This is a genomic window from Nocardiopsis exhalans, assembly GCF_024134545.1.
Taxonomy (GTDB): domain Bacteria; phylum Actinomycetota; class Actinomycetes; order Streptosporangiales; family Streptosporangiaceae; genus Nocardiopsis; species Nocardiopsis exhalans.
Genome location: NZ_CP099837.1, coordinates 4,688,983 through 4,702,806 on the forward strand (window position 1 = coordinate 4,688,983; position 13,824 = coordinate 4,702,806).

The window sequence follows — 13,824 nt, forward strand, 5'->3', positions numbered from 1 at the left end:
ACCGGTCTTACCGATCCCGCTGGTCGGACCCGACCTGACCGGTGTCCGCGGCCGTACCGTCCTTGGTCGCACCGGCCTCGGTGACCCCGTTCTCCAGGGGGGTGCGGCCGCGGGCCAGGATCCACACCATGCCCGCGAAGGCCGCCACCTGGAGCGGCCAGCCCATGGCGACCTTGGACAGGCCCAGCAGGGCGAAGGTGTTGGCCCACTCGTTGGACGCGGCCAGCCAGAGCGGGTACTGCACCACGACCCGGATGACGCACGGCAGCACCAGCAGCCAGGTCAGCCGCGAGGCCAGCTTGACCACGGCCGGATTGCTCCGCCAGGAGGTGAAGTCCTCCTTGTTACCGATGAACGGGCCGATCATCAGGCCGATCGCGGGCCAGCGCACCAGCACCGAGATACTCAGCACCACCGCGTAGACCGCGTTGTAGATGATGCCGGGCAGGAAGGCGTCTTCGGCGTTGCCGCTGCGCATCGCGAAGACCGCGGCCAGGCCGATCCCGAAGAGGCTGGTGATCACGTACTGCACCGAGGAGCGCTGCACCAGCCGGAGCACGCCCAGGAGCAGGGCCGCGCCCACCCCGAGCATGATCGACAGCCGCAGCTCGGAACTGGCGATGTAGGAGATCGTGAAGGTCAGGGTGGGGATGGCCGTCTCGACCATGCCGCGCTTGCCGCCCAGGGCCTCGGCGAGCTTGGTCCGGACCAGCGCCTCGACCGTTCCCTCGGTGACGACGGGGCCGCTGCCCGCCCGGCCCTCGTCGGCCTGGGCCGCCTCTTCGGAGGCCCGCTGCTGCTCAGTCATCCCGCTCCTGATCCCGTCTCGCCGTGCGGCCGTCTGCGGCCGCCAGCCATGATGCACCACCCTATGCGACCTGTCACAGCCGACGAGTGGCGTTCCCGAAGGCCGGAGACAGCCCCCGTACCGCCTTGCCCCGCTTCGTCAGCCAATGCGGCGTGCGGCTTCTCACCCAAGTCTCACCGCGGACACTGGCTTTGTGTCGACGCTCTTCCGTACGCTGGCGGCCCGCCCGCTTTCGTGAGGAGCCCGTGTGAAGACCAGCAGGACGGAAGAGCCGCACGAGGAGCACCTTCGCTTCGCCCTAACCCTGGACCCGGAGCTGGTCGAGGAGGGGGCCTCGCACGTGTGGTCGCCCTACTCGGTCGGGGCCGTGCTCGGTCTGCTGGCCACCGGCGCGGGCGGCGACACCCTGCGTGAACTGGCGGCCCTGGTCGCACCGGCCGGTTCCGGCCCCGCGGGGCACCTGGACGCCCTGAACGCCGCGGTCGAGGCCGCCGAAGGGCTGGATCTGGCCACCCTGAACGGCCTGTACGTGCCCGCCGACCTTCCGCTGAGCACCGAGTTCGAGGAGCGGGTCGGCGGCCAGGCCGACGCCGAGGTGGACCGGGTGGACTTCCGTCATGACGCCGAGGGGTGCGCACGAAGGTCAACGACCGGGTCTCGCAGGTCACCCAGGGGCTGATCCCCGAGCTGCTCTCGCCGGGCACCGTGCACCCCGACGTTCGCCTGCTCCTGGTCAACGCCCTGTGGGTGAAGATGGTGTGGGCCGAGCCCTTCGAGGCGGCCCAGACGCGCGAGCGCGCCTTCCACGCTCCGGGCGGCACCCACCGCGTCCCGACCATGCGGCGCACCGGGCGGATGACCCACGCCGAGCACGCAGGGCTGCGCATGGTCACCCTGGAGGGCGAGCACGGGCTGGCCATGGACGTGATCATCCCCGACTCCTCCGGCGCCGAGCGGGCCGACGCCCCGCCCCTCACCCCCGAAGCGCTGCGAGGCCTCTACAAGGCACGCAGGCAGGAGGAGGTGAGCCTGGCCCTGCCGCGCTTCGCCGTGGAGACCGAGACCGCGCTGCTCGAACCCCTGGCCGCCACCCCCGCGCGCGTGCGCACCCTGGCCACCGACGCCGCCGACTTCGGCGGGATCAGCACCGAGCCGCTCAAGGTCGACGCCATCGTGCACCAGGCCGTGCTGCGCGTGGACGAGAAGGGCGCGGAGGGTGCCGCCGCCACCGCCGCCGTCATGGTGATGTCGGCCGTGATCCCGCCCAAGCCCAAGGAGTTCCTGGTGGATCAGCCCTTCCGGTTCGTGCTGCGCCGCCGGGGCGCGATCCTGTTCACCGGCCGGATCACCGACCCCGTCGACCCGGGCCCCGCCGAAACCGACCGCTGAGGCGTCCCCGCCCCCTGAACGAGACGGTGAGCGGGCGATCACCTCGCGGCCCAGGTCTGTTTCACCCCCGCCCGGGCAGGGCGCCGGACAGTCAGGAAGTCTCCAGGAAGGTGATGGTGATCTCGGTCAGGGCCTGGTGGGCCTGGTCGTCGGTAATGTCCGGTTCCTCGTCGCCCGCCTGGTCACCGTAGGCGCCGAACTGGGCGTGGTTCATGCCCTCGATCACCTCGATGACGGCGTCCTCGGGCAGGTTGGGTCTTCGTTCTTCGACCTCGTCGGGGATGAGAACGCCGTCGCGGCCCCCCGCCACCGACAGCACTCTGAGGTCGTCGCGGTCGGCTAGGTCGGCGCTCTCGATGGCGTAGGAGGCCCACAGGACCAGCCCCGCCCATTCGACGGCGCCCTCCCCGGTGCCCACGTGCTGGGCGGCGAAGGCCCCGCCCATGGAGTGCCCGCCCAGATACCACTCGGAGATCTCCGGTGCTGTATCGACCGCGCTCTCGGCTCGGGCGGAGTCGAGCAGGGCGAGGTTGAGGCGCAGGTCGGGCAGGACCACCGTGACCCCGGTCCGGGCCACCACCGGGGCCCAGACGGCCACGTAGGCGTCGGCCTCCACCCGCGCCCCCGAGTAGAAGACCACCCCGGTCCCCGAGGGGTCCTCGGCCGGGGCGAGCACCACGGCGCCGTCCCGGCGCTCCACGAGGACGGACGGGTTTTCCCCGGCCGCGGCCAGGGGGCCGGGTTCGGCCCGGTGCGGGGTGAGCGCCCAGACCAGGAAGGCCGCCCCGGCGACCAGTACCAGTGCCATGAGCACGGCCAGCGTCCACAGCAGGACCCGCACTCCCCTGCTCCGGCCCCGGCGCGCTCCCCCGCCGCTGTTCTCCGTGTCGGGGGCGCCCCCGCCACCGCTTCCGGTCATGTCCGCCCTTTCGGGGCTCGGGCTCCGGAAGCTCCCGGAGCCGTGGAGGGACAGCGCACCGCGAACACGGCGCGCTCAGGTACTGCCGCCCCGGTACGGCCGGGTGTCGGGACCCGGCCACCGGGGATCAGGTGTCGAAGACCTCGAAGGAGGTGGCCAGCGGTACGCCCGCCCACTCACCCGAGCTCACGGCTCCTTCCCGCAGGAAGGTCTTCTGGTCGAAGCCGTCCAGATTGGCCAGGTACACCTCGTGCGCGTCCAGGGACGCGATGCCGGCGGCGAGGTTCTCTTCGCTCAGCTCCACGAAGTGGGTGGGGTCCGGTGCGGCGCCGAAGGCCACGAAACGCACACCGTCCCAGGGCTCCCGGCCCTCGATCAGCTGCTCGGTGAACACCCACCGGTTGGCGGCGTCGCGGACCGCGTCCAGCAGGGCCGGGCCCAGGACCCGGTGGTCGGCGTGGTTGAAGAAGCTGCCCCCGCCGAAGTGCTCACGGAAGTTGATGGAGACGACCACGTCCGGTCTGTGCCGGCGGATCGCCTCGGCCAGGGACCTGCGCAGCGGCAGGCCGTACTCCAGGGTGCCGTCGGGGAAGTCGAGGAACTCGACCGTGGCCGCGCCCACGGCCTCCGCGGAGGCGCGCTGCTCCGCCATCCGCAGGGGCGCGCACGCCCCCGGGTCCATCGAGTCGATCCCCGCCTCGCCCTTGGTCACCAGGAGCTCGACCACGTCCTTGCCCTGCGCGGTCCATCGGTGGATCGCCGAGGAGGCGCCGAACTCCAGGTCGTCAGGGTGGGCCACCACCGCCAGGAGCCGGTCCCAGTCCTCGGGGAGCGGCCGGGGAGCGCTGTTCTGCGTCGTCTGTGCCATGAAACACACAGTACGGAACGGCGCGCCCCCGGACACGGTTGTCCACAGGCCGTTTCTCCAGAGAGCCCCTGTTCTTCCCGAAAGCCCCCGGCCTCACCGGGTCCAGCGGGATCCCTCAGGAACCGCTGGACGCGGGTCCACCCGCCGAGCCGTTGGGCGAGCTGCCCGCGTTGCCGCGCTGAGCGGCCTGCTGAGCGGCGCGCTGCTGGGCGGCGGCGGCCATCTGCTCCTGGATCTTCTTGGGCACCGTGATCTGCAGCAGTTCACTGGGCGGTACCGGCTGGTCGCCGCGCACCACCACGATGTTGGCGAAGATCTGCTCGATCTCGGACATCATCTCGGGCTTGGTCGCGCCCTCGCCGCGGATCACGCCGCGCAGCACCCAGCGCGGACCGTCCACGCCGATGAAGCGCACCCGCTGCCCCAGCTGCCTGCCGTCCTCGGTCTTCTTCCCCTTGATGGGGATGAGCGCCTGGAGCTCGGGACCGAAGGTGCCGTCGTGGTCCTCGGCCTTTCCGCCCTGCTTGGTGACCTGCTCGCGCAGTTCCTCGCGCATCTCGTCCCACAGCCCGGAGGACTTGGGCGCGGCGAAGGGCTGCACCTGCAGCGCGGTCTTGCCGCGCACCAGGGTGACCCCGATGATCTTCTGCTTGTTCTGCTTGTCCTGGGCGACGTTCACCTGGATCTCGGTGCCCTGCTCCATCGGCAGGAGCATGCTGCCCAGGTCCATCCGGCTGGCCTCGGGGGCGTCCTCGGAGGAGTCCCACGGACCGGTCCGACGGTACTGGTCCTCGTCCTTGACGGGCTGTTCCGAAGCACGCTCCGGCTCGATCTCGTTGTCGAACGAGACCGCGCCGGCGGCACCCTGCCGCTTGGGCTGGGCCTCCGTCTCCGCGGCTCTCCCGGTCTCTTTGTCCCGCTTCTTGCGGCGGCGTCCAAACACGCCTTCACCTCTCCGCTTCTTCCGTAGGTCCCGGGATCACACCGGGGAGTCGGGGGACGTTCACCGCTGTGCGGTGTGGCCCCCGGTCGAACCGAAACCACCCGCACCACGCACCGAATCGGGGAGTTCGTCCGCCTCGACGAACTCCGCCCGCTCCACGCGCTGGATCACCATCTGCGCGATCCGGTCGCCCCGGGCGAGTTTGACCGGGGTGTTGGTGTCGGTGTTGAGCAGGGTCACCCTGATCTCGCCCCGGTATCCGGCGTCGACGGTGCCCGGGGCGTTGACGACCGTGACCCCGTGCCGGGCGGCAAGCCCGGACCTGGGGTGCACGAAGGCCGCGTAGCCCTCGGGTAGGGCGATGGCCAGACCGGTGGGGACGGTGGCGCGTTCTCCGGGTTCGAGATGGACGTCGGCGGCGGCGTACAGGTCCGCGCCCGCGTCACCCGGGTGGGCGTACTCGGGCACGGGCAGGCCGGGGTCCAGGCGACGGACCGTGATCGGCAGCCGGCCGCCTTCCAGGGATGAGGTACTCACATTCGCCGAGCCTATCGCCCCCCGGGTGCTGCCTCGGTGCCGCGCGGGCCGGTGTGGTCGCGGACGACGGCGGGGCGGGCCCGAATGTGCTCGGGCCCGCCCCGTCAGCGCTGCCACCAGCGCTGTCGCTCCGTTACTACTGGTGAGTCACTGCTGGTTACTCCGGTGCCCCGGTGGGCTCCGCGAGTGTCACCTCGACGCTGAGCTCACCGTCGTCGGTGGTCTCGAAGTCGATGCCGGCGGCGCGACCGGCGGCCGCGATGTCGGCTGCGGCGGCGCGGGCGGCCTCGGCCTGCTTGCCGCAGACCCGGACGTTGTCGACCTCGGCGCGCATGGACAGCTTGGCCTCGGACTTGGCCTTGCGGACCGAGCGCAGGACCTCGGCGGTGGCGGCCAGGACGGCCGGGTCACCGCCGGCGGCCGCGGCGCGGTACTCGGCGGCCTCGGGCCAGCTCTGGGCGTGCACCGAACCGTCCTGCCACCAGCTCCAGACCTCGTCGGTGACGAAGGGGACGAAGGGTGCGAACAGCTTGTGCAGGGCGCCCAGGGCGATGAGCAGCGCGGCGCGCGCGGAGGCGCCCTCGGCGGACTCGGTGTCGTAGGCCCGGGTCTTGACGAGCTCCAGGTAGTCGTCGCAGAAGTCCCAGAAGAAGCGCTCGGTGCGCTCCAGGGCCCGGGTGTGGTCGTAGGCGGTGAAGGCCGCGGTGGCCTCCTCGACCACGTCCGCCAGCGCGGCCAGCATCGCCCGGTCCAAGGGCTCGGTGACCTGCGCGGGGTCGGTCGTGGCGTTCTCACCGGCGACCGACATGACGAACTTGCTGGCGTTGAGGATCTTGATGGACAGCCGTCGGCCGACCTTCATCTGGCCCTCGTCCATGGCGGTGTCGGTGCCCAGACGGCCGCTGGCCGCCCAGTACCGGACCGCGTCGGAGCTGTACTTCTCCAGCAGCGCGACGGGGGTGACCACGTTGCCCTTGGACTTGGACATCTTCTTGCGGTCCGGGTCCAGGATCCAGCCGGAGATGCCGGTGGTGCTCCAGGGCAGGCTGTCGTTCTCGAAGTGGGCGCGGACCACGGTGGAGAACAGCCAGGTACGGATGATGTCCTGGCCCTGCGGGCGGAAGTCCATCGGGAAGACCCGCTCGAACAGGTCCTGGTCGCGTTCCCATCCCGAGGCGATCTGCGGGGACAGCGAGGAGGTCGCCCAGGTGTCCATGACGTCGGGGTCGCCCATGAACCCGCCGGCCTGGCCGCGCTGGTCCTCGGTGTACCCGGCGGGCGCCTGCGAGCTGGGGTCGATGGGCAGCTGGTCCTCGGTGGGCAGCAGCGGCTGGTCGTAGTTCGGGTTGCCGTCGGCGTCCAGCGGATACCAGACCGGGAACGGGACGCCGAAGAACCGCTGGCGGCTGATCAGCCAGTCGCCGTTGAGGCCCTCGACCCAGTTCTCGTAACGCTGGCGCATGTGCTCGGGGTACCAGGTGAGCTCACGGCCGCGCTCGATGAGCTGGGCGCGGATGTTCTCGTCCCGGCCGCCGTTGCGGATGTACCACTGGCGGGTGGTGACGATCTCGAGGGGCTTGTCGCCCTTCTCGTAGAACTTCACCGGGTGGGTGATGGGCTTGGGCTCGCCGACCAGGTCGCCGCTGGCCCTGAGGAGCTCGACGGTGCGCTCGCGCGCGGTGTGGACGGTGGCCCCGGCCAGCTGGGCGTAGGCCTCGCGGGCGGCGTCGGAGTCGATGCCCTTGGGCGGGTCGGCGATGACGCGGCCGTCCCAGCCGATGATGGGGCGGGTCTCCAGCTGGAGCTCGCGCCACCAGGTGACGTCGGTGGTGTCACCGAAGGTGCAGATCATCGCGATACCGGACCCCTTCTCGGGGTCGGCGAGGCGGTGCGCCCTGACGGGGACCTCGACACCGAAGACCGGCGTGGACACGGTGGTGCCGAAAAGGTCCTGGTAGCGCTCGTCGTCGGGGTGGGCGACCAGCGCGACGCAGGCGGCCAGCAGCTCGGGTCGGGTGGTCTCGATGTGGACCGGGGTGCCGTCGGGCTTGTGGAAGGCGACCTTGTGGTAGGCGCTGGGACGCTCGCGGTCCTCCAGCTCGGCCTGGGCGACGGCGGTACGGAAGGTGACGTCCCACAGGGTGGGTGCCTCCGACATGTACGCCTCGCCGCGGGCCAGGTTGCGCAGGAAGGCGCGCTGGGCGGCGGCACGGGAGTTGTCGTCGATGGTGGCGTAGGTGTGCCGCCAGTCGACGCTCAGCCCCAGACGGCGCCAGATGGACTCGAAGACCTTCTCGTCCTCGACCGTGAGGATGTCGCACAGCTCGATGAAGTTGCGGCGCGAGATCGGGATCTGCCGCTTGGGGTTGGGCTTCTCCGGCGGCTGGAAGTCCGGGTCGTAGGGGACCGAGGGGTCGCAGCGGACGCCGTAGTAGTTCTGGACCCGGCGCTCGGTGGGCAGGCCGTTGTCGTCCCAGCCCATGGGGTAGAAGACGGCTTTGCCGTTCATCCGCTGGAAGCGCGCGACGGTGTCGGTGTGCGTGTAGGAGAACACGTGTCCGATGTGCAGCGAACCCGAGACCGTGGGCGGCGGGGTGTCGATCGAGTAGACGTCCTCGCGGCTGCGGGTGCGGTCGAAGTGGTAGACGCCGGACTCATCCCATACGTCGACCCACTTCGCCTCGATACCGTCCAGCGAAGGCTTGTCGGGCATGCGGAAGGAATGAGAGCGGTTGGTCATGACGGCAATGTTAGCCCTCTGACAACCCTGGTCGCTCCCGCTTTTCCGCCACGGGAGGGGAACCCGGGGTGATCCGGACCGAGGCCACACGGATCCGGACCGCGCCCGGGTGAATCCGGGCGGCGGCCACCGATGCGGGGGTGCGGGCCGGCGTGAAAGGATTCCTCACGTAGACGCCGCGTCTTCGCGCGCATCATCGTACGCACAAGGGAACGGTGAACGATTCACATGGCTAAGAAGGACGGTGAGGTCGCACCGGTCGTCATCGGACTGGTCGCGGGCTTCGCGGCCGAGTTCGTCACGCGCAAGGCTCTGACCTTCGCCTGGACACGTGCGACCGGCGAGGAACCGCCGACGGACCTGGAGTCCCCGGACGTCAGCCTGGGCCGTGCCCTGAGCTGGGCCGTGGTCGCGGGTGTGGGCGTCGAGGTGGCCAGGGTGCTGGCCGTGCGCGCCGCCCGCAAGCAGCTGGGCGGTTCCGGCGGGCGCGACCTGGAGGCCTGAGGCCCGCCCTCGTCCGGGGTCTTTCGACCCGGTAATCACGACGACGGTGGGCGGCCCACCGCACTGGTTTCTTTCCCCTCTTCGGGGTTCCCATGTGCGGTCGGCCGTCCACCGTCGTGCTTCGCGCGCCGTCGCCTCGCTCCACCCCGAAAGACGCGCGATGCGCCCCCGGAGGGGACGCATCGGATCGCGGCTCGGGCGCCCACCGGTCGTGCTCGGGTGCCCACCGGTCTTCACCGACGGTCGAACAGGTCCTGCCCCCGTACCCCACGGTGTCCTCGGGGACCCCTGGGTGCCGTGCGCGGACCCGTCGCCGTCAGCGTCAGGCGCATTCCTTGCAGACCAGCTGACCGGCGCGCTGCTCAGCGAGCTGACTGCGGTGGTGCACCAGGAAGCAGCGCGAGCAGGTGAACTCGTCGGCCTGGCGGGGAAGCACGCGCACGGCGAGTTCCTCGCCGGACAGGTCGGCACCGGGCAGTTCCATGCCCTCGGCCACCTCGTCGGGGTCGACGTCGATGGTACCGGTGCCCTTGTCCACGCGCCGCGCCTGCAGCTCCTGGAGGCTGTCCTCGTTGATGTCCTCGTCAGTCTTGCGCGGGCTGTCGTAGTCGGTCGCCATCTCTGCTAACTCCATCCCCCTCGTTTAGTGCCTCGTCGCGCGGGTGTAACGCTTGAGAGACCTTCGTTGTGCCCGGATCGGCCGACGAGTTTTCCTGATGTCGGTGATCTGTGCCCCTCCCGGGTCACAGTTCACTGGTCAGCAGCACTTTCGCGAGATCGTGACCGGAGGCGGCCAAGGTTCAGTGGCCCCTCACGGGTGGTTCCCTGCTGTACTACCCAACGTCAGGCGCCTCGTAGACCTGAAAACACGTTTGCGCCACATGCCGGACAAGCGTGGAGCACTCCCCCGAGTACGGGCGAAAACCAAGACATGCGCACGTCAGGAGGGATTCCCTCCGTGTCCACGCCCGGGGAAGCATACCCACCCCGGCTTGACGCTCGTGACAGGGGTGGGCGTGTCTTCGGACACGTATAGATACCACGAAGCCGGGCGGTACGCAGCTTGGCCCCCGGCGTAGTCGTGTCCCGGGGCCCGTCCGTCGGAGAGACCCTAGCGCCGCTCGGCGGGTTCGGTGCCGTTTCCCTGGGACACCGGCAGGCAGACCGTGACGACCAGACCGCCGCCCGCGCGGGGCCAGGCGGTCACCACCCCTTCGTGCGCGCGGACCACCGAACGCACGATGGACAGGCCCAGACCGGCGCTGCGGCCCGAGCCCACGCGGTCGCCGGAGCCGCGGCGGAACGGTTCGAAGAGTCCCTCGATCTCGTAGGCCGGGATGACCTTGCCCGAATTCTCCACCTGGACCGCGGGCATGCCCTCGTACATACCGCTGCGCACGGTGATCTCACCCTCGTCGACGTTGTACTTGAGGGCGTTCTCGACCAGGTTGGCCACGAGGCGCTCCAACAGCACCGGGTCGCCGGTCACCGGGGCGGGCCGCAGGTCCTGGCGCAGCGACAGCCCGGACTCGTCGATGGCGCCGCTGAGCTGGCTGAGCACCGTCGTGACGACCTCGCTGAGATCGACCCTGGCCTTGACCTCGAGTTCGCGATCGCTCTTGGCCAGGAACAGCAGGCCGTCGATGAGGCGTTCGTGGCGGGCGTTGGTCTCCAGAAGGGTCTGCCCGACGGTCCTGAGGTCCGGTGAGACGTCCGGCGCGCTCAGGGCCACCTCCAGGAGGGTGCGGTTGATCGCCAGGGGCGTACGCAGCTCGTGGGAGGCGTTGGCGACGAAGCGCCGCTGCCCGTCGAAGGCCCGGTCGAGGCGTTCGAGCATGCCGTCGAAGGTGTCGGCGAGCTCACGGATCTCGTCGTCGGGCCCGGAGAGCGCGATGCGTTCGTGCAGGGAGCGTTCGGAGAGTCTGCGGGCGATGCGGGTGATCTTCTGCAGCGGTGAGAGCGCCCGGCCCGCCACCGCGTACCCCAGGGCCACGGCGAGCAGCCCCACCAGGAACAGCGCGAGCAGCGAGAACCGGGTGACGTGGGTGAGGACCTGCTCGATGTAGTGACTGTTCTCGATCAGCTCGGCGGGGCTCTCCTCGGACAGGAGGGCGTTGAGCAGGACCGCGACGACAAGGTAGTTGACCAGGACCAGCAGGGAGCCTGCCGCGAAGAACAGCATCCCGTAGATGAGGGTGAGGCGGGCGCGCAGGCTCAGGTTGTCCGTGAAGCGGTGGACCGTGGCGTGGGCGGTGGAGCGTTCCCCGCCGGATCCGCTCGGAGCGACGGAGTTCAGGCTGCGCCAGGTCCCCGTGTCCCCGGGGCGCGTGGGTTCGACCTGCCCTGGCTCTGGACGCTCCCCCGGTCTCACAAGCGGTACCCCGCCCCCGGGACGGTCTGGATGACCGGGGGGTCACCGAGTTTCTTGCGCAGGGTCATGACGGTGACCCGGACGACGTTGGTGAAGGGGTCGGCGTTCTCGTCCCAGGCCTTCTCCAGGAGGCCTTCGGCGCTGACCACGGTGCCCTGGGCGCGCATGAGCACCTGCAGGACGGCGAACTCCTTGGGTGTGAGCGAGACCTCGCGGCCCTCGCGGTGCACCTGGTGGTTGGCCGGGTCCAGGGTGATGCCGCCCCGTTCCAGGACGGGCGGCAGCGGCGGTGCCGAGCGGCGGCCCAGGGCGTGCACGCGGGCGATGAGCTCGGCGAAGGCGAAGGGTTTGGCCAGGTAGTCGTCGGCCCCCAGGGTGAGGCCCTCGACCTTGTCCTGGACGCCGTCCGAGGCGGTGAGCATCAGGATGCGGCCGTTGTAGCTCTCGTTGACCAGGGAGCGGGCGACGTCGTCGCCGTGGGTGCCGGGGAGGTCGCGGTCCAGCACGACGACGTCGTAGTCGTTGACCGCGGTGTACTCGAGGGCGGCGTCCCCGTCGTAGACGACGTCGACCGCCATGGACTCCCGTCGCAGTCCGACGGCCACTGCGTCGGCCAGGACCCGTTCGTCTTCGACCACGAGTACGCGCAACGTTGTTCCTCTGGAGCGTCGGTGTCTGGAAACAAAAAGGGGGCCGCTGCCGGCGCATCCCCCAACACACCGGCAGCGGCGTTCTTGGTCCCGGCCGCGTCAACCGTTCTCTCACAGTGGAGGTAAGGAGACGGTAAACCCGTGGACTCCGGAGAGTCCTTCTCCTCACCCCGTGTGGCACGGGCGCTGAACCGGGAGCTTCGCAACTCCCCTACGCACGGGGTGGCCGCCGCCGACGAATCCCCCAACCGTCGGCGACGGCTCAACCCCGCACATCTCAAATCTGACACATCAAGAATAAGAAACAAGTAAGCACAAGGCCCATTCGAGAAATGTGTCTTGTGACACTCTTTCCCATCGCTTGCCCCAAGCACCCGAGCCGCCCCGAAACCGACCGGGCACCCCCGACACCCGAACACCCGGATCACCCCTGAGGCGGACTTTTTCACTTTGCGGAATGACGCTCTGCCGCCAGTGGAAGTTACGGAAGGATCACGCGCGGGGGGTGGGGGTTTGACGTGGATCACAGTGCGGTAGAGGTAGGAAACGCACGCGTGGACACCGGGCACCCTCCCGGACCGCGACGGGCACGCATGTCACAGGGTCGTGACGACTTCGATTCGTGCGGACGCACAGGCGTGCGCATACGGATTACACCGGGGCATCACCATGTCCCGGTCTACCCCTGGAAGAGGTGCAATGGGCGAGTTCATGGCGGAGATCAAGGTCCGTATCAGCGAGACCTATCGGTCGCTCGAATCGGCGCAGGCCGCCGGGGACGACTTCCTTGCCGACACCCATGCGTCGGAGCTCGAGGATCTCTACCGCATCGCGGCTCGCAACGGCGTCGACGCCCACTCCTGACCGGAGCGGCCGACGCCGTCCCCTACCCCTGAGGGGCCGGGGACCGGCAGCGCAGGAACGGGGCGGGCAACCGTTCGGGTGTTCCGACCCCGTCTCCCCCAGGCCCCGGGCGCTCCCCGCGCCCGGGGCCTTCCCGTGTTCACGGCCCTCGCGTGTTCCCGGTTCTCGTTTGCCCGGGGTCAGCCGTCCGTGTCGGCGCCGAGCGGGGCCAGCAGCGCGTCCAGTTCCTCATAGAGACCGGGGCGGGCGACGATCACCAGTTCGTTGCTGGGCGGCCCGCTGTGCAGACCCCCCACCCGCAGCCCGGCCTCACTGGCGACCAGGCCGGGTGCGGCCCAGTCCCACAGGTGCAGCCCGCGCTCGTAGTAGGCGTTGTAGCGACCGGTGGCCATCCCGGTGATGTCCACCGCGGCCGAACCGCCCCGGCGGATGTCACGCACCAGCGGGATCACCTCGGTGAGGACCTTGGCCTGTTGGAGGCGGCGCTGGGGAAAGTATCCGAAGCCGGTGGCGACCAGCGCCCGCTCCAGCGGCACCGCCTCGGGCGCGCGCAGAGCCCGGCCGTCGAGCCTGGCCCCGCCGCCCAGGACCGCCTCGAACATCTTCCCGTGGACGGGCAGGTAGACGGCGGCCGCCACGACCTGCCCGTCGATCTCCGCGCCGATGGCGACCCCCCAGTCGGGGCTCCCGTACAGGTAGTTGACGGTGCCGTCGATGGGGTCGACGACCCAGCGCACCCCGCTGCTGCCCTCGATGCCGCCGCCCTCCTCGCCGAGAACCGCGTCGTGCGGGCGGGCCGCGAGCAGCCGGTCCCTGATGAGGTCCTCGGTCGCCCGATCCATCTCGGTAACGACGTCGGTGGGGCTGGACTTGGTGTCCAGGACGGTGATGCCCTCCTGCCCCTTGGCCGCGAGCTCTCCGGCCTCCGCCGCCACCGCGACGGCCAGGTCCCGCAGTTTCTCCAGGTCGTGTGGGGACTGGATGGTGGTCACTGATGCCCTTTCCGCTCATGGCCGCCAGGCCCGGTCGTGCCTGGACGCTTCCGCCAACGAACTCTACGCCGCGCTCACGTCAGCCGGTGATCCCCGCCGGCTGCGCTACTCCCAGCGGAAGAGCCGTACGGCCGCGACCGAGGCGACCAGGGCGGTGCCGCCCAGGACCAGCAGGTGGAAGGTCTCGGGGCCGATTCCGGCCCTCTCCCCGCCGTGATCTTGCTACCAGAGGCGAGTTC

12 protein-coding genes and 1 pseudogene are annotated in these 13,824 nt (G+C 70.2%); 3 read left to right on the forward strand and 10 right to left on the reverse strand.

Going from position 1 to position 13,824, the window contains the following annotated elements; genetic code table 11:
• Positions 1–7: 7 nt before the first annotated feature.
• Positions 8–808 (reverse strand): DUF3159 domain-containing protein, encoded by an 801-nt coding sequence (locus NE857_RS20625; RefSeq protein ID WP_254417249.1) that lies wholly within the window; start codon positions 806–808, stop codon positions 8–10.
• A gap of 247 nt (positions 809–1,055) precedes the next feature.
• Here NE857_RS20625 and NE857_RS20630 point away from each other — a divergent pair.
• Positions 1,056–2,197: pseudogene (locus NE857_RS20630) on the forward strand (serpin family protein).
• Between the two features lie 91 nt (positions 2,198–2,288).
• Here the strand turns inward: NE857_RS20630 and NE857_RS20635 are convergent.
• The 5 genes from NE857_RS20635 to valS form a co-directional block, all read right to left on the reverse strand.
• Complete coding sequence (locus NE857_RS20635) at positions 2,289–3,005, reverse strand: alpha/beta hydrolase (RefSeq protein ID WP_254422052.1); 717 nt, start codon at positions 3,003–3,005, stop codon at positions 2,289–2,291.
• Positions 3,006–3,243: 238 nt separating this feature from the next.
• On the reverse strand, positions 3,244–3,984 hold the full coding sequence (locus tag NE857_RS20640) for a PIG-L deacetylase family protein (protein ID WP_254417250.1): 741 nt from the start codon (positions 3,982–3,984) through the stop codon (positions 3,244–3,246).
• 115 nt (positions 3,985–4,099) lie between these two features.
• Positions 4,100–4,927 (reverse strand): DUF3710 domain-containing protein, encoded by an 828-nt coding sequence (locus NE857_RS20645; RefSeq protein ID WP_254417251.1) that lies wholly within the window; start codon positions 4,925–4,927, stop codon positions 4,100–4,102.
• Between the two features lie 60 nt (positions 4,928–4,987).
• Positions 4,988–5,464, reverse strand: a complete 477-nt coding sequence (gene dut, locus NE857_RS20650) for a dUTP diphosphatase (protein WP_254417252.1) — start codon at positions 5,462–5,464, stop codon at positions 4,988–4,990.
• A 157-nt stretch (positions 5,465–5,621) separates the two neighbouring features.
• Positions 5,622–8,204 (reverse strand): valine--tRNA ligase, encoded by a 2,583-nt coding sequence (gene valS, locus NE857_RS20655; RefSeq protein ID WP_254417253.1) that lies wholly within the window; start codon positions 8,202–8,204, stop codon positions 5,622–5,624.
• Positions 8,205–8,432: 228 nt separating this feature from the next.
• Here valS and NE857_RS20660 point away from each other — a divergent pair, with 228 nt between their 5' ends.
• Positions 8,433–8,708: a DUF4235 domain-containing protein gene (locus tag NE857_RS20660; RefSeq protein ID WP_254417254.1), complete on the forward strand. Its 276-nt coding sequence runs from the start codon at positions 8,433–8,435 to the stop codon at positions 8,706–8,708.
• Between the two features lie 322 nt (positions 8,709–9,030).
• On the opposite strand, the gene NE857_RS20665 is transcribed toward NE857_RS20660, so the two are convergent.
• The 3 genes from NE857_RS20665 to NE857_RS20675 form a co-directional block, all read right to left on the reverse strand.
• Positions 9,031–9,327 (reverse strand): DUF4193 domain-containing protein, encoded by a 297-nt coding sequence (locus NE857_RS20665; RefSeq protein ID WP_013153901.1) that lies wholly within the window; start codon positions 9,325–9,327, stop codon positions 9,031–9,033.
• A 492-nt stretch (positions 9,328–9,819) separates the two neighbouring features.
• Positions 9,820–11,079: a sensor histidine kinase gene (locus tag NE857_RS20670; protein WP_254417255.1), complete on the reverse strand. Its 1,260-nt coding sequence runs from the start codon at positions 11,077–11,079 to the stop codon at positions 9,820–9,822.
• Positions 11,076–11,729: a response regulator transcription factor gene (locus NE857_RS20675; protein ID WP_026116586.1), complete on the reverse strand. Its 654-nt coding sequence runs from the start codon at positions 11,727–11,729 to the stop codon at positions 11,076–11,078. The genes NE857_RS20670 and NE857_RS20675 overlap by 4 nt, the downstream gene beginning before the upstream one ends.
• Positions 11,730–12,428: 699 nt before the next feature.
• On the opposite strand from NE857_RS20675, the gene NE857_RS20680 reads away from it, so the two are divergent.
• Entirely contained in the window at positions 12,429–12,593 is a 165-nt protein-coding gene (locus NE857_RS20680; protein ID WP_017581020.1) for a hypothetical protein, read from the forward strand.
• Between the two features lie 179 nt (positions 12,594–12,772).
• Here the strand turns inward: NE857_RS20680 and NE857_RS20685 are convergent, their stop codons facing one another.
• Complete coding sequence (locus NE857_RS20685) at positions 12,773–13,585, reverse strand: inositol monophosphatase family protein (protein ID WP_254417256.1); 813 nt, start codon at positions 13,583–13,585, stop codon at positions 12,773–12,775.
• Positions 13,586–13,824 lie beyond the last annotated feature (239 nt).